General features: G+C 45.0%; 15 protein-coding genes. All 15 read right to left on the bottom strand.

What is annotated here, in order from left to right; genetic code table 11:
• Positions 1-62: 62 nt before the first annotated feature.
• The gene (uvrC, locus tag BVI01S_RS16250; RefSeq protein WP_034757094.1) at positions 63-1,832 is read right to left on the bottom strand and encodes an excinuclease ABC subunit UvrC; all 1,770 of its coding nucleotides are present in this window, start codon (positions 1,830-1,832) and stop codon (positions 63-65) included.
• On the bottom strand, positions 1,829-3,307 hold the full coding sequence (locus BVI01S_RS16245) for a hypothetical protein (RefSeq protein ID WP_061810927.1): 1,479 nt from the start codon (positions 3,305-3,307) through the stop codon (positions 1,829-1,831). The genes uvrC and BVI01S_RS16245 overlap by 4 nt, the downstream gene beginning before the upstream one ends.
• Positions 3,308-3,440: 133 nt before the next feature.
• The gene (locus BVI01S_RS16240) at positions 3,441-4,361 is read right to left on the bottom strand and encodes an FTR1 family iron permease (RefSeq protein WP_061810926.1); all 921 of its coding nucleotides are present in this window, start codon (positions 4,359-4,361) and stop codon (positions 3,441-3,443) included.
• 44 nt (positions 4,362-4,405) lie between these two features.
• Positions 4,406-5,155, bottom strand: a complete 750-nt coding sequence (locus BVI01S_RS16235; RefSeq protein WP_061810925.1) for a hypothetical protein — start codon at positions 5,153-5,155, stop codon at positions 4,406-4,408.
• A 119-nt stretch (positions 5,156-5,274) separates the two neighbouring features.
• The gene (locus tag BVI01S_RS16230; protein ID WP_061810924.1) at positions 5,275-6,042 is read right to left on the bottom strand and encodes a glycosyltransferase family 2 protein; all 768 of its coding nucleotides are present in this window, start codon (positions 6,040-6,042) and stop codon (positions 5,275-5,277) included.
• Positions 6,035-7,495 (bottom strand): alkaline phosphatase family protein, encoded by a 1,461-nt coding sequence (locus tag BVI01S_RS16225; RefSeq protein ID WP_061810929.1) that lies wholly within the window; start codon positions 7,493-7,495, stop codon positions 6,035-6,037. Before BVI01S_RS16225 ends, BVI01S_RS16230 begins: the two co-directional genes overlap by 8 nt.
• 6 nt (positions 7,496-7,501) lie before the next feature.
• Positions 7,502-8,434, bottom strand: coding sequence for a lysylphosphatidylglycerol synthase transmembrane domain-containing protein (locus BVI01S_RS16220; protein WP_061810923.1), 933 nt, complete (start codon positions 8,432-8,434; stop codon positions 7,502-7,504).
• Positions 8,415-9,368 (bottom strand): NAD-dependent epimerase/dehydratase family protein, encoded by a 954-nt coding sequence (locus BVI01S_RS16215; protein ID WP_061810922.1) that lies wholly within the window; start codon positions 9,366-9,368, stop codon positions 8,415-8,417. Before BVI01S_RS16215 ends, BVI01S_RS16220 begins: the two co-directional genes overlap by 20 nt.
• Before the next feature lie 160 nt (positions 9,369-9,528).
• Positions 9,529-10,716 carry a hypothetical protein gene (locus BVI01S_RS16210; protein WP_061810921.1) on the bottom strand — a complete coding sequence of 396 codons (1,188 nt, stop codon included), beginning with the start codon at positions 10,714-10,716 and terminating at the stop codon, positions 9,529-9,531.
• 167 nt (positions 10,717-10,883) lie between these two features.
• A complete protein-coding gene (gene trxA / locus BVI01S_RS16205) occupies positions 10,884-11,198 on the bottom strand; it encodes a thioredoxin (protein WP_034757073.1) in 315 nt (104 codons plus the stop codon).
• Between the two features lie 213 nt (positions 11,199-11,411).
• Complete coding sequence (locus tag BVI01S_RS16200; RefSeq protein ID WP_061810920.1) at positions 11,412-12,392, bottom strand: electron transfer flavoprotein subunit alpha/FixB family protein; 981 nt, start codon at positions 12,390-12,392, stop codon at positions 11,412-11,414.
• A gap of 43 nt (positions 12,393-12,435) precedes the next feature.
• Positions 12,436-13,209 carry an electron transfer flavoprotein subunit beta/FixA family protein gene (locus BVI01S_RS16195; RefSeq protein WP_034757067.1) on the bottom strand — a complete coding sequence of 258 codons (774 nt, stop codon included), beginning with the start codon at positions 13,207-13,209 and terminating at the stop codon, positions 12,436-12,438.
• A 133-nt stretch (positions 13,210-13,342) separates the two neighbouring features.
• Positions 13,343-14,113 (bottom strand): enoyl-CoA hydratase, encoded by a 771-nt coding sequence (locus BVI01S_RS16190; RefSeq protein ID WP_034757064.1) that lies wholly within the window; start codon positions 14,111-14,113, stop codon positions 13,343-13,345.
• Between the two features lie 21 nt (positions 14,114-14,134).
• Positions 14,135-14,722 carry a fatty acid metabolism transcriptional regulator FadR gene (gene fadR / locus BVI01S_RS16185; protein ID WP_034757061.1) on the bottom strand — a complete coding sequence of 196 codons (588 nt, stop codon included), beginning with the start codon at positions 14,720-14,722 and terminating at the stop codon, positions 14,135-14,137.
• Positions 14,723-14,858: 136 nt separating this feature from the next.
• The gene (locus BVI01S_RS16180) at positions 14,859-16,556 is read right to left on the bottom strand and encodes an AMP-binding protein (RefSeq protein WP_061810919.1); all 1,698 of its coding nucleotides are present in this window, start codon (positions 16,554-16,556) and stop codon (positions 14,859-14,861) included.
• Between the last annotated feature and the right edge of the window lie 144 nt (positions 16,557-16,700).

Here is a 16,700-nt window from a genome sequence, read left to right as displayed (position 1 = left end):
TCTGCTTATTCACTAGTTACTTCTAAAATAACTGATAAACCTAACACTCTATCTATTATTATCTACTTCAATTTCTCCACCAATACTTTCGCAACGGCTTCAGGTATTCCTATCTCTATAAATTCCTCGACTGTCGCTTCTTTCATCTTTTTCATGGAGCCAAAGTGTTTAAGAAGTTGTTTCTTCCGTTTTGGACCGATGCCGTCGATGTCGTCGAGGGTGGATTGGAAGGCGCTTTTGCCTCTCAGCTGACGGTGGAAGGTGATGGCGAACCGGTGGACTTCATCCTGGATGCGCTGGAGGAGATAGAATTCCTGGCTGCGCTTTTCAAGGGGGACGATTTGCAGCGGGTTTCCGTACAGCAGTTCCGATGTCTGATGCTTATCGTCTTTTGCAAGACCCCCGATCGGGATGTCGAGACCCAATTCATTCTCGATCACGTCCCTTGCCGCTTCGATCTGACCTTTTCCTCCGTCGATGATGATAAGGTCCGGTAAAGGAAGTCCATCTTTCAGCACTCTCGTATACCTTCTCCGGACCACCTCCCTCATGGAATCATAATCATCGGGGCCCTTGACGGTTTTGATCTTATATTTACGGTATTCTTTCTTTGCCGGTTTCCCGTCTAAAAAGACGATCATGGCCGATACGGGATCACTACCTTGAATATTGGAGTTATCAAAGGCTTCAATCCGGAAAGGCGTATAAATCCCCATATGATCCCCGAGCCTTTCAATGGCTTTGATCGTCCGCTCTTCATCTCTTTCAATCAGGGCGAACTTCTCCCCAAGTGCCTGTTGGGCATTTTTTTCGGCAAGCTTTACAAGCTCTTTCTTTTTCCCCCGTTTTGGCTGGGTCATTTTCACCTCAAGAAGTTTCTCCGCCAGCTCGATATCGATCTCTTCAGGCAAAAAAATCTCCTTCGGCTTAAAGTGGTTGGATTTGGAGTAGAACTGACCCAGGAACGTCAGGAACTCATCCTCTGGTTCATTATAGAGAGGGAATAAAGACACATCGCGCTCAATGAGCTTCCCTTGCCGGACGAAGAATACCTGCACACACATCCAGCCTTTATCAACGGAATATCCGAATACATCACGGTCGGTGAAATCGGTCATCGTCATCTTCTGTTTTTCCATGGTCGCTTCGATATGGAGAATCTGATCCCGGAATTCCTTCGCTCTTTCAAACTCCAGATTTTCCGAGGCTTCATTCATTTTCAAAGTCAGCTGTTTCTTGATTTCCTTGTATCCCCCATTGAGGAATCTGGCTATTTCATCTGTCATGTCACGGTACGTGTCTTTGCTCACTTCTTTAATGCAGGGAGCGAGACATTGCCCCATATGATAGTAAAGGCAGGCTCGGTCAGGAAGCGTCGAGCACTTCCTTAGGGGATACAAGCGGTCGAGAAGTTTTTTCGTTTCATTTGCCGCTCCGACATTCGGATAAGGACCGAAATACTTTCCTTTTCCCCGCTGGACCTTTCGTGTGGTAATGAGTCTCGGGTGCCGCTCATTCGTTAACTTGATGAACGGATAGCTTTTATCATCCTTAAGCATGACATTGTATTTAGGGTCGTACTTCTTGATCAAATTCATTTCGAGGACAAGGGCTTCCAGGTCAGATGAGGTCATGATGTATTCGAAGTCCTCGATCTCCCCTACCAGCCGCTGGGTTTTTGCATCATGAGAGCCTGTGAAATAGGAACGCACCCGGTTCTTCAATACTTTGGCCTTTCCCACATAGATGATCGTACCCTGCCTGTCCTTCATTAAATAACAGCCCGGTTGGTCGGGAAGCAGCGCTAATTTATTCGTGATATTCTGATTCATCCTTTTTCCTCCCCCCTCTGTTTCTTCCATTTATATAATGTCAGGTCATGATAGATCGGGTCGATGAGCTCACTGGAATGGAAATGCTTCTCGACTTTAATGAACTCATCCATCTGAATCCCCTGCTTCTTAAAGCCTTCGACCACTTTATCCGTCAGAAAAATATCCCGTTCAGGGTAATATCGTGCGTCAGTGGTAAACACTTCATACGTTTGTACTTTCTTATGAATAAAAGGGACGTTTAGATACTCGAGTACCCTGGACTCTTCCCAGGTATATACGACGAGAGGCTGTCCTTCCTCTTCGCTCTCTAGATAATCGGCCATTTGATAAACGGCCGGAATGTCCGATGCATGTTTATATAATAACGCACTTGTATGGTAAACCTGAAGCAGAAGGAACGAAAGGACAAGAATGGAACCTGTCCGTGACAGTCGTTGTGAAAGCAGTCTTCCCGCTCCAAGGAACAAGGCGATGCCGATCAAAGGCAAAGCGTGACGGGGCTTCATTACATTCTGGGCAAAAAGGGCCCAAAGGAAATAACTGCCCAATAGCACCAGCATCAAGCTTGTCATGGAACGATTCCCGTGTGAATCCTTCCTTGCTGCAGCCAAACCGACAACCAATAGAATGAGGAGGGGGAGGAACTCAGCGACACCCCCCACCCATATCGCGTTCACAAAAATCAGCTTCACGACTCTGTCCCAGAGACTGAGATCTGAGGCACCGATCGTTCCCCCCCATTCTTGAAAATGTCCGTTCGTGAAGGAAAGGGCCAGTCGGAGAAAGCTTTCAAATCCCCCTTCCGACATGCTGATCCCCGATACCCAGAGGAGCTGGAACAGGAGAGCAATGAGCAGGTAAACGAACGTATCCAGAAGCGTTACCACGCCACTCTTCCATTTTCTGTACAGTAGCATCAGGATCCCAATCCCAAGGACCAGATAAGATAACCTGATTCCAAGAAGCAGACTGAATAGGAGCAGTGGGAGAATGAGGAATCCTTTATGATGTCTCTCATTGGCCAAAACCAAGCTCCATATATACCACCACATCATCCCGACTGCTGCTCCCTCGGACATCGGCTGATTCACCATCAGGATCGTAAAGCTGCTCGTATACACGATGGCTGTTGCTATCCCTGCATATGTCGGACGCACGATTCGGTTCATTAACAGAAAAAGAGGGATGATGGCACTTCCATACAGAAGTATATTAAAAAGAGTCAGGGCTTGGACGGGGTCCCCCACCATCAGATGAAGGACTTTCCCTCCCAGGATGAAATAAGGATAACCGGGAAAGTGGGGCTGCATCTGATACATATCAAAATGCAGGACACCCAGTGCAAAATCAACCATATCCCAAGTAGCCGCATAGCTAGGGATCCAGATCAGCTGAAGAACCAAAACAGCCGCCACAGCAAATGCACCCGCCACGTTCAGCCGACTCATATACTTCCCACTCTTCATTCTCAACGACGTCACCCTCATACTTTGTTAGACTCTCAATCATTAAAAAAGTACCAAACATACATTCCTTTAAAGAGTGTACACCTTTCGAAAAGGGTGTTCAATCTTTAAGGGCAATGAGGTTTGGTACTGATACAATTTATTTAGCTTGTGGGCTCAAATCCTTCACTCCGCCTTTGACCTCTTCCTTTGCTTTCACCGACTCCCGCTTCGGTGCAGTCAGGAAGTAAATCGCTACGAAATAACCGATATACGAAATCACTTCTTCGATGGACGGCATGGAGGAATAACCGAACAACGCTTTAAGGAAGATGCCTACATCACCGGATAACAACGGGGCAGTTCCCGTATCACGGAGGAAATGGGCGTAATCGATCGGATGCTCAGGCAGTAGCCAGGTCAGGTCGTAAAGGTGTGGAATCACACTGCCGATCAATCCTATATCCTGCATCATGGAAATTGCCTGTACAAGAAGTCCTGCAGAGATGAGGATAATGAATGCGCCGGTCACTTTAAAGAAGCTTTTCAATGAAATTCTCATTGTGCCTTTAAAGAAGAAGTAAGCTACGACACAACCGATGACGACTCCCGTAATCGCTCCCCAGCCCTGCATGGCCGCTCCGATATCCCCGCCCGTAATGGCGGCGAAGAAAAATACGGTCTCCACACCTTCGCGAAGAACAACGAGGAACGAGTGGATCACCATTCCGACAATATTACCTGTGGAAATAAAATGCTTCATTTTCCCTTCCATGTTTCCTTTAAGGTCACGGCTGTGTTTCGCCATCCAGAAGACCATCTGGGTAAGAAGGACGGAGGAGACCAGCATGATGCCGATCTTCAGATACATCTCGCTTCCCATGGCGGCAAATCCTGTAAAGACGACCTGAAAGAGCATCGCTACGCCGACACTGGCGATTACCGCTAATCCGGCACCCAGCCAGACAAACTTTGTAAACTTGCCGTGATTCGTTTTCTTCAGATAGGTAGTGATGATCCCGATGATCAGTAACGCTTCCAGGACTTCACGAAAGGTGATCAGTAAAGCTTGTAATTCCACAATAGTTCCCCCTTACTTGCTTAAAGACTATTTCTATGGTGACCTTATTTACGTTTTCTGACGGCATAGACAATCGCTGCAGCCAGAACCCCTACGATAATGATGATGGGTATCCAGTTCTTCAGGTTGGAAACATCCGTCCACTCCTGTTTCCCGCTTGATTCCTCAGTGGCACTTTCAGAAAAGTGTCCGACTTCAAGGCTCTTAATGTCGAATTCTTTTTGCAGCGAATCCACTATGAACGTTTTACTTTCTTTAAACGTGTCCTGATCGGATTCCTTTGTTCCGACTCCGAACAGTCCCGGGTTCCCGAGGGATTCCAGCGCTTGATCGAATTCAGTCCTGATCTCTTGATCCAATTCAGGGTTTTCCCCTTCTACTTTCGGGGATAACGTTTTATATGTAGCAAATCCTTTTGCGAGTAATCGCTTACTCGTATCATATTCCGAGAAGTTTTTATCAATGCTTTCAAGTCTTCTGGCAATATTGAGGACAAGAAGTTCATCCAGATTTTGAATTGCCTCTTGCTTTTCTTTTTTATCAAGGTTCTGAAGGATGATCTTGGAAGGTTCTTCACCCATATGCTGATCGACTTCTTCTTGAACCGTTTCATAAATCTTTTTGGACTCTGAATAATTCGGAGGGTCTTGATCAAGCTTGATCATGATTTCTTTATACGCTTCTGCTATTTTCTCCTCACTCGGATCGCCGTATGAATAGGCGGATGCCTGTGAAGACAGCAGGATATTACCTAATAAAAACAATAGTACAGTGGTTATGAACGATTTTTTCATGTATGATTCCCTCCTGTTTTCAATGATAATGATTATCATTCGTATTGTCAATATAAAATAAGTACTCAAGCATAGAAGCCGGAGTACTTATTTTTTGTTAAAGATATGGTTTTATGTTGTCATTTTGCAAAATGATTCGTTCCTTCATCTGAAGGGATGTAATGGGCCTGCTCTTCCACATATACTTTCTCCACCGGTTTTTTCATCTCCTGGATAATGGCGGGAAGAACAGATGACATATAGGACTTGAACTTGATGAAGGACCGGCCCGTCGTCCTCACATAATACAAAATCGGGATTTCCTTCACACGAAATCCTTTACGGACAAGGTTCAAGGTCAGCACTTGAGCGTAGTTGTAGTCATGGATGATTTCGGCATGTTCCATTGCCTGCCTCGAGAACGCCCTCATACCGGACTGTCCGTCGTAGATCCACTTTCTTAGGAGGACGCATTGAAGAAGGGTGAAACAATAGTTCCCCAATCGGCGGTGAAGCTTCATGCCATTGATGGTTCCCAAGAATCTCGACCCCATGGTATAATCCGCTTCCCCTTTGAAAATCGGCTCCAATAGCTCCGGTATTTGTTCTGGCGGGTACTCTCCATCCGCATCAATCATGACCCCGATATGAGCATGGAGGTCAAAGGATGCCCGCAGTCCTTCTCGTACCGCAGCACCCAGTCCACGATTTTTCTCAAATGTAATGATATGATCGGCACCTGCCCTTTCAGCCACTTCAACCGTTCGATCTGTTGAACCATCATTGGTGACCAATACTTCCACATCCACGAAAGGGTGGAAGGAGCGGGGCACCCGCTTAATGACATCCCCGATCGACTCTTCTTCATTATGGGCCGGCATAAATACGATGACTTTCTGCTTATTCATGTTGCTTCCAACGCTCCTTTAACGCCTCGTTGAGGACAGGTCCCCTGCTGTGACTTGGAAATGGCGCCCCTAATAAATGGGCGATGGTCGGGGCCATGGAAACGAGACTGTGTTTCTCCTGGACTTTCTCTCCCTGTTTGACCCCAGGGCCCACCATAAAGAATGGAACGTATCTTTCCCCTTCATCGAGATGACCATGACCGCCGATTCCATCTGCCTGTCCATGATCCGCACATATCATAAGGGTCGTGTTCTCCATCTTTCCTTCCGTTTCCAGCCACTCGACGTATTCTTGTATCAGATGATCTGCCTCTTCAATCTTTTCAATGTATTCATCATATAAGACTCCCCTGCTGTGCCCGATTTGATCAGTACCGATCAATTGGACAATGAATAAATCAGGGTCCTGTTCTTCCATGATGACTTTCGCTTTATTAATAATATTTCGATCTGCTTTGTCTTTATGCATCACGGCCGTCACGGTTTCGACATCTTTACCGAAGGAATCCACCAGGTGGGCAATCCCCAGCATCTTCCCTTTTTTCCCTACTTTCCGCAGGGAATCAAAGATGCTTTCCACCTTGATCCCGAGCTTCCAGACCATATTGGATTTCATGCCGTGTTCCTTCGGATACGTGCCTGTGAACATGGACGAAAAGCAGACAACCGTTCTTGCAGGATAGACGGTTTCCATATTCAAATACTCGGTCCCCTGTTCCATCAATCTATCAAGATACGGCGTATTCGCTTCATAGAAACGTTCTTTTCTCATCCCGTCGATCACGATGACCACCACTTTATCATTCGTCATCTCCTCATCCATCGCTTCACCCGTTGTAAAGGAGTCATACTGCTTCGGCTTCCAGTCAAAAAGGAAATGGTGCAGAATGAACGCTAAAGCAAATACAGCACCGCAAAATACGAAATAATGAGTGGCTGGAAGCAGCTCTCCGGTGGCAAGATTCGTCATCATTCCATCCCATACCGCTAACAGCAGCAGGAATTTCGGCAGCTGCTCCTGGGCATTACCGCTCGTTGAGTCACTGTTCTTCAACACCAGTTTCCAAAACCGGGTGAAATTCAGCCAATCCGTCCCGATTCGGAGATGGTAATAAAATGTTCCCCAGAAAAAGACGGTGAAAAAGAAATAAAGACCAATCCCGAAGCCCCAGAGAGCTAAATTGGGTGATTCAAAGAATAACAGATAACCGATGACCGGGATCCACAAATAGTTTCTCAGGAACAACGGAAAATTATAATAGAAATACAAAATAAATAAGGGTAGGGTAAACAGCAAGCTTATGAGGAACGGAAACCATTCCCCTTGTATCAACCCCTGTAAATGAAAGAGTGTCATGGTCCCTATGACGAAAATAGGGGTGAATGGTTTCCCTTCATTCAGCAGGTTCCAGCATCTGGCCGCCGTTTTTTCAAATTTTGATGCGCTCTTCAATTTCATTCATCCTTTCATCCTGCTCCACCGTTTCACATTTTTAATGGAAACGGGGCACACAGCGATTACGATTCCTCCTGCTATAAAGGAGAATATAAACTTCAACCCATGACTCACGATCGCCATGGAAAGACCAATGCCAAGTGGGATACCGGCAAAAAACAATGTATAGCTCATGACCGATTCATACGTACCAATTCCTCCAGGGGCAAATTGAAATAACTGGCCGATGATCGTCACACTGTTGACCCAAACCGCTTCCCCCATGGATAGGGGCTCGAGCATGATCATCGAAACACCGTAAAGAATGGCCCCTTCCAATATCCAGCTTAAGAATACGAGGGCGATGACGATGAGCCCCCTGCCGCCTGATAAGGCAGTTCTCAGCAGTCTGAGCTGCCCTGAGAGAAAGTCGTAAGCGACGTACCTGAGTAGGAGTAACCCTATCAATACGGCACATCCGACCAATCCAATCGAGTATAAACCCGGCAGCTTTAGTGGCAGCGGAATAAATAGCAGGCCGATTCCTGTCAGGATCATGAGAAATAAAATGTCCATCACTCTTAAGACGAATACAGAATGAAACGAGCGTGCAACACTTATTTGCTTTTCACACTGATTCATCACCATGACCCGCAGCCCGTCTCCTGCCTTCAATGGAAACAGATGATTAAACAACAAACTGTAAAACAAACCGATTAAACAGCTTGATAATCTCACATGTTCATTCAGATAGATTTTCCACGCCATCCCTTTTAGTAAAAAGGATAAAAAATAGATTCCTAACACACTGAATAAGATAAAAGGATGCTTTAGCATCTGCCCGATGGCTTCCTTCATAATCTCTTTGTCAAAATAGAAGCTCACCAAGATGAAGAACAGACCTAATAATCCGAATCTAACAGCATTCTTTGCGAACTTATAGACCGTTTTGTTCATGTTTCTTCATCCATTGAACCGTTCTTTTTATTCCTTCTTCAAAGGAGACGGAAGGAGAATAGCCGAAAGTCTCTTTTGCCTTCCTACTATCTGCATAGGTTGATGTCACATCCCCTGCTCTTCTATCCGTGACGTGGAGCTTGAGGGAAGGGAAATGTGTTCTCAGTTCACTTATCAGTCCCACCATTGAAATCGGCGAACCATTCCCGAGATTAAACGTTCCCGACTCTTCACTTCTGATCGCCTTATATGTACCATCCACGATATCATCTATGTACGTATAATCCCTCTTATTCTCAAGTCCATAAATCGGGATTTCCCCACCATTCATAAGCTTTTTGATGAATGAATAGATCGCCATGTCGGGTCTGCCCCATGGCCCATAGACTGTAAAGAAACGAAGGATCGTCAAGTCCATTCCATAAATGGACGCATAGGCTTTACAAAACGATTCGGCACTGTACTTGGCAGCGGCATATGGAGACACTACCTCACCCGTCGCGTCATCTTCTTTCGATGGCTTGTGATCGGTATTTCCATAAACGGATGACGAAGAAGCAAAGACAAATTTCTTTATTCCGCTTTCCCCCGCCATCCGGAGCGTGTTGATCGTCGCTTTGATGTCATAATCAACATATTCATTCGGCACACGCAAGGAATGGGAAACGCCTGGAATCGCCGCCAAGTGGACGACGCAATCGGCTTTAAAATCATGGAATACTTCTTGTAATTCCTGTTCATCCAGTAGTAAATCCTTTTGGACGAAGCGGAATGAACCCATTTCTCTTACAAAGGACAACTGCCTCTTTTTTCTTTCAGGTGAATAATAGGGGTGAAAGCTGTCAACGATCAACAGCTCGTGTTTCTCTTCAATGAGCTTCCTGGATAGATGGGATCCAATGAACCCGGCCCCTCCTGTAACAATAATCTTCAATTCCTTACACCTCGTACATTACGATTTAATCATTTCTATATTGTACCTCACCTGAGTGAGAAAGTGAAAAAGGGTTGACCCCCATGTGCTTAAAAGCACCATCCCCCAAGCAGCACTTGAAGGATGGACTTTACGCACTATTCAGGGTCAACCCAATAAACTATTTATTCGCTTTCGCCACCACATCATTCAATACGTTCTGAATATTCGTTCTGAGCGTTTCTGCTTTCTCTTTATCCTGTGACTTAACAGCTTCTAAGTAGCTTTGAGCATCGCTTGATAGAGATTGATATTCTTCTTCACCCATAAGACTCTTTAGATCTGATGAGATAAGATCAATGAACAGTGCACCTTCCAAGGCTGTGATTGCCGCCTTATCTTCGCCCCAGTTCTCTCCACTTTCCTCATATTCGTGTATGGCGATTTTAGAGAAACCGCGGACAAATGCATGATTCACTGCTTCAGGGTCAATGGATGTCACATCCGTTTGCAGATCGAATTGTTTGTTGATCATCTCTGCTTCTTCCGGGGCGTTCCCTGATAGATAACTATCAAGAGATTGATAGAATGCCCAACCTTCTGCCTGCTCGGCTTTTGCAGCTTCGGCATTTTCCTTTGCTTCTTCAGACGCCTTCATGGCATACCCGTTCGGAAGGGCACCTGCAGCAAGATAAAATGTCTTCATGAGCGTCTTATCCACGACTTGTTTCCCTAATTGGAAGCCGAGCTCATTATCCTCTTCAACCGCCTTCTCCATTTCACTGAATCCACCATTTATCGCATCAACCATTTTCGTGTCATAAGCCTGGTCACGCTTTTGAACAGTCGGCTCTAGGATGGCATAGAACTCTTTCGCTTCTTCTATTTCTTCATTGACTTCTTCTGTATTACCCCAGTTTTCCGCTATTTCCGTAAATTCATGCTTCATCGATGTATAGAATACTTTTTGCATTAATTTATCAAAAATCTGTGCTACCACCACTTGATCGAGGGAACCATCCTTACCTGCTTCAAGGGCTGTGGAAATATGTTCATCCACTTTACCTTCTGTTTCCTGGTCACGTTTTTGCACAAGCTCCTGTAAGTCATCCTTATAAATGGACGTCACTTTATCATAATCGACTTCTTTGTCTTCTTTCGCTTTTGAAAGTTCAGCCTTTGCTTCTTCGAATGAGGCAGAGAAATCAATGTCCGCTTGTTCAGCTTCATCTTCTTTTTCAACCTGTTTTGAATCATTTGAAGCAGACGTTTTGTCTTCACTGCTCTTCTCATCTGTTCCACAACCCGCCAAAACAGAACCTGTTAATAAGAATGCTGCAAAAATCTTCGTTAAATCTCTCTTTCTCATATGTATAGACCTCCGACTGTTTAAATGATAATGATTTTCAATTCCATTTAAATTATATCGAGAACGATTCTCATAGTCAACGAGTTTTTTAAAATTTGTGGCGGAGAACTCTGGACACAACAAAAAACCGGAGCTGAAGTTCAGCCCCGGTTTCCCATCAATATTTCTTATACGTGTTTGTTTAATAATTCAGCAAGTGCTTCCTTAGGTTGGAAACCGATTACTTTGTCTACTACTTCTCCGTCTTTAAGGACAACCAAAGTAGGGATACTCATTACTCCGTATTTACCTGCTGTTTCCTGGTTTTCATCAACGTCGACTTTGACGATTTTCACTTTGTCGCCCATTTCGCTATCAAGCTCTTCCAGTACAGGAGCGATCATTTTACAAGGTCCACACCAAGGAGCCCAGAAATCCGCAAGTACCAGTCCAGAGTTTGTATCAGTTGTGAATGATTGATCAGTAGCATGTGTAATAGCCATATATATGCGCCTCCTAAAATCTTTTAATGTAACGTAAGTATATCACCGTTTTTTTTTGGATGCTATCTTTCTGCTCGTAGGTAATATTCCCGTTTGAATATGGAATATACCCCGGTAGAAAAAATAAGGCGCAGCCCGTGATTCAGCTACGTCCTTATTTGTATTCATATTATTCTCATACCCCTTATTCGTTCCTGTAAACGTATGAACGGATTAAGAAGAAGATACTTTTAATTTCTTGAATTCTTCCGTTAACATCGGTACCACTTCGAACAGGTCTCCAACAATTCCGTAATCCGCTACGTTAAAGATATTCGCTTCAGGATCTTTATTGATCGCAACGATGACCTTGGAGTTGGACATACCTGCTAAATGCTGGATAGCTCCTGAAATACCACATGCAATATACAGATCAGGCGTTACGACTTTACCTGTTTGACCAATTTGAAGTGAGTAATCGCAGTAGTCAGCGTCACACGCTCCACGGGAAGCTCCCACAGCTCCACCAAGCACGTCGGCAAGTTCCTTAAGAGGATTGAATCCATCTTCACTCTTCACTCCGCGTCCGCCGGCGATGATGACTTTCGCTTCAGAAAGATCCACCCCTTCGCTCGCTTTGCGAACGACTTCTTTAATGATGGTACGCAGGTCTTTAATATCGACAGAAAGGGATGTAACCTCTCCACTACGTGACTCATCCTTCGTCAACGGCTCGATGTTGTTTGGACGGATCGTCGCAAAGATCACACCGTCAGTCACGATTTTCTTTTCAAATGCTTTCCCTGAATAGATCGGTCTTGTGAAGACAAGGTTACCGCCTGCTTCCTCAAGATCTGTTGCATCGGAAATCAATCCTGTGCTGAGCTTGCTTGCCACTTTAGGGGACAGGTCTTTCCCAAGTGCCGTATGACCGAAAATGATGCCTTCAGGCTTTTCTTCCTCAATGACTGAAAGGATGGCTTGTGAATACCCGTCTGACGTATACTGTTCCAGTTTATCGTTTTCAACGACTACCACTTTGTCCGCACCATATTGAATCATTTCTTCTCCTAAAGCGCTTACACTCTTGCCAATAAGAACTCCGACGACTTCTCCGCCTTCAGATACTGTTTTCCCTGCCGCAATCGCTTCAAAGGAAACATTACGTAATGATCCGTCCCGAACTTCTCCAAGTACTAATACTTTTCTCGCCATGTTAAAATACCCCCTGAATGTTAGTTATTCCTGTGCCTCTCGCTTATATAACTTTCGCTTCATTGCGAAGAAGGGAAACAAGCTCTGATACTTGAGCGTCTAATTCGCCTTCTAATACTTTACCGGCTTCCTTCTTCGGTGGAAGGTAGATTTCAATTGTCTTGGTTTTCGCTTCTACATCATCTTCGTCTAAATCGATATCGTCCAATTCCACTTCATCCAAAGGCTTCTTCTTTGCCTTCATGATTCCTGGAAGGGATGGATAACGAGGTTCGTTCAATCCTTGTTGAGCAGTCACTAATAATGGAAGAGACGTTTCGATGACTTCTGAATCCCCTTCTACGTCACGCGTGACCGTTACGGTTTCACCATCGATTTCCAGTTTCGTGATCGTCGTTACGTAAGGAATATCCAGCTGTTCTGCCACACGCGGACCGACTTGTCCAGATCCACCGTCAATGGCTACGTTACCTGCAAGGATCAAATCTACTTCCTGCTCTTTTAAATAGTGAGCAAGGATCTTGGCTGTTGTGAATTGATCTCCATGATCAAGATCATCCTCTGTATTGATCAGGACTGCTTTATCAGCACCCATTGCCAGAGCCGTTCTCAATTGCTTTTCACTTTCTTCCCCGCCGACCGTTACGACTGTCACTTCGCCGCCATGTGCATCACGGACTTGAATGGCTTCTTCGACTGCATATTCATCGTAAGGATTTATGATAAATTCAGCTCCGTCTTCGGCAATTTGACCGTTTTGGATCGAAATTTTCTCCTCAGTATCAAACGTTCTTTTCAAAAGTACATAGATGTTCATTCGTAAGTCCCTCCTAATAATGTAAACATTCTTTCCCTTAAAAAGATTTCGACAATTTAACCCCTTTGAATGGGCAGCATTGACATGCAACACTGCCCCTCAATAAGAGTTTACTATATTACTAGAATGTATTCTAGCCTTTAAAGTGTGGTTCTCTCTTTTCAACGAATGCCGAAATACCCTCTTTGGCATCCGCGGACACAAATACTTCACCAAACAGATCCGATTCTCTCATCACACCTTCATAGAACCGGTCATCTTTCGTATAACTAAGTAGTTCGATGGCAGCCTTCATGGCTCCCGGGCTCTTCTTCGCAATCTTATCGGCCATTTCCTTCGCCTTATCGAAAAGCTCGTCCTCCGGATATGCCTTATTGGCAAGCCCCCACTGAACCGCTTCTGTTCCACTGATCGGGTCACTCGTCAACAGCATTTCTGCCGCTTTCGCCCTTCCAACCAGTTTTGGAAGGCGCTGGGATCCTGCAAATCCTGGAACCAGCCCGAGTTGAAGCTCCGGTAAGCCGAGTTTGGCATTTTCACTCACCAATCGGATATGACAGCCCATGGCGAGTTCCAGTCCGCCACCTAAAGCGGCACCATGAATGGCTGCAATGATCGGTTTCGGGAAGTTCTCCATCCGTTCAAAGACGTCCTGCCCTTTTTTCGCGAGCTTGGAGAATTCTTCACCACTTTCGATCGTCGTGAATTCCTTGATATCGGCACCAGCCGAGAAGAAGCGTCCCTCACCTTTCAGTAAGATCACCCGGACATCCGAATTGGTTTCAAGTTCATCAAGAACCGCGTCGATTTCCTTGATGAGTCCACTTGCGAGTGCATTTGCGGGAGGTCTTTGAATCAGGACGGTTGCGACCTGTCCCTCTAAGACCCATGATAAACTTTCCATCTCTAATCCCCCTAAACTAGTTTAGTTCCTGCCTCTGCATCCATGAAGCAATAGCTTATGAATAGCAGGGACTTGTTCGACTAAGTCGTATTTCTGATCGTTCATCACCCATGTTGTCGCCATTTCATCCAGAGTGCCAAAGATCATTTGGCGGGCGAGACGAACATTCAGATCACTTGAGAACTCGCCGGATTCGATCCCGCTGATCAGGATCTTATCGACTAATTCCAGATAGCCCTTTAACACATCATTGATTTTCAATCGGATATCTTTATTCGATTGTCTGAGCTCCAATTGTGTGACGATGGCGAGATGATGATCATCCGACAGTATCCTACAATGATTTTCAATCATCACTAATAATTTCTCTGAAACTGTCTGTTTTCCTGCAATAACTTCTTCAATTTTTTCGACAAAGAGAACCATTTTTTCTTTAAACAACGAAATCAGGATATCTTCTTTGTTTTTAAAATAAAGATAGATGGTTCCATCAGCCACCCCTGCCTGCTTTGCAATCTTTGACACCTGTGCCTGATGGTACCCATTTTCTGCTATTACAATAACAGCAGCATCGATAATTTGCATGTATTTTGGTTTATTTCGTTTCATAAGTTTTGACCTGCCTTAACAAAATATGAATGACCATTCATTCATATTTCAATAATAAAAGGTTTCTCATTGATTGTCAAGAAGGGATCCTTGTCCTACTTCCAATCAAAAAGAAAAAGCTCAAGTGGGTGACAGCCTAACTTGTTTTCTGCTCATCCTCTATCTTTTGTCGTTCCTCGTCCACCAGGGCCCTCCTCAGGATTTTCCCGACAGCTGTTTTAGGCAGTTCCTTCCTGAATTCATAAATCCTCGGCACTTTATAGGCAGCCAGGTATTTACGGGAATATTCATTCAATTCCTCCTCGGTCAGGGACTCTCCTTCCTTCAGGACAACGTATGCCTTGACGGTTTCCCCTCTATACGGATCGGGAACACCTGCTGCGACAACTTCCTGAATCGCTGGATGTTCGTAGAGGACTTCTTCGATTTCCCGGGGATAGATATTAAAGCCGCCGGCAATGATCATATCCTTCTTACGATCCACTACGTAAAAATAGCCCTTTTCATCCATATAGCCTATATCTCCCGTCAACAGCCATCCGTCCTTTAACGTTTGTTCCGTTTCCTCAGGCCGGTTCCAGTATCCTTTCATCACCTGCGGACCCTTGACGACGATTTCACCCATCTCATTCGGCGGCAGGGGTTCTCCCGTTTCCATTGAGAACACGGCACTGTCCGTACCCGGCCATGGGACACCGATGCTTCCCTTTATCCTCGCTTTATCCCAAAGGAAATTGGAATGGGTGACTGGGGATGATTCGGTCAATCCGTATCCTTCGACGAGCTTCCCACCCGTGACTTCCTCGAATTGCTGCTGTACCTCAACCGGTAATGGCGCACTTCCACTGAGACATGAATCGATGGATGATAAGTCATATTTCTTTAAATCCGGGTGATTCAAGAGTCCGATGTAGATTGTCGGAGCTCCTGGAAACAGGGTAGGCTTCAGTTTCTGAATCGTCTTCAATGTTGTTTCTGCATCAAACTTAGGAAGCAGGATCATCTTATATCCCTGCATGACGGAAAGAATTAGCACGGCAGTCATGCCATACACATGAAAGAATGGAAGGATCCCAAGCATCTTTTCTTCCCCTTTTCTACACTTATACAGCCAGGCATCGCACATGGAGGCATTGGCCACCAGATTCTTGTGGGTCAGCATGACACCTTTAGGGAAACCTGTCGTACCGCCTGTGTATTGAAGCAGGGCAAGATCATTTTCAAAATCGAATTCTTCCTGGGATATCGCTTCAGCCACCGCCGTTTTCATGATTTCCGTGAATAAATGATTCTGACCTCTATGGTCCACCTTCACGACGATACCATATTGTTTCTTCTGGATGAATGGGTAAATGAGATTCTTAGGGAAAGGAAGATAGTCTTTGATAGCGGTTACAATGATGTGCTCAAGGTCGGTGTTATTCATCACTTTCGATACTCTTGGATACAGAATGTCCAATGTCAGGATCACCTTGGCTCCGGAGTCTTTCATTTGATATTCGATTTCCCTTTCCATATATAATGGATTGGTTTGTACCACCACTCCGCCTGCATAAAGGATGCCGTAATAGGCGATGACGGATTGGGGAGTATTGGGAAGCATGATCGCTACCCGATCGCCTTTGTTGATCCCCAGTGTTTTAAGGTAGCCGGCGAATTTGAGAGCAGATTCGTACAGTTCCTTGTATCCTATCTCTTTGCCCATGAAATGAATCGCTGCTTTATCTCCGTACAGAGAAGCGGCTTCGGTCAAATAGGACTGCAAAGGTTTTTCAACTAGGTTGAGCTCCTTTGGTATTTCCGCCGGGTATTCAGCAAGCCATGGTTGGTTCATTGTAATCCCTCCTTCTGAATAGTTAGAAAATTTATTCTATTCATTATTATAATATAAGGGGACTTCAGTTACAATTTGAAAAAATTGCTGACCATACTTTCTTCCTATCCATGAAGCTTGACCTTTCTTACAGAACTTTTTTCA

The organism is Rossellomorea vietnamensis NBRC 101237, from assembly GCF_001591825.1.
GTDB lineage: Bacteria > Bacillota > Bacilli > Bacillales > Bacillaceae_B > Rossellomorea > Rossellomorea vietnamensis.
This window is presented reverse-complemented; position numbering and strand designations above follow the sequence as displayed.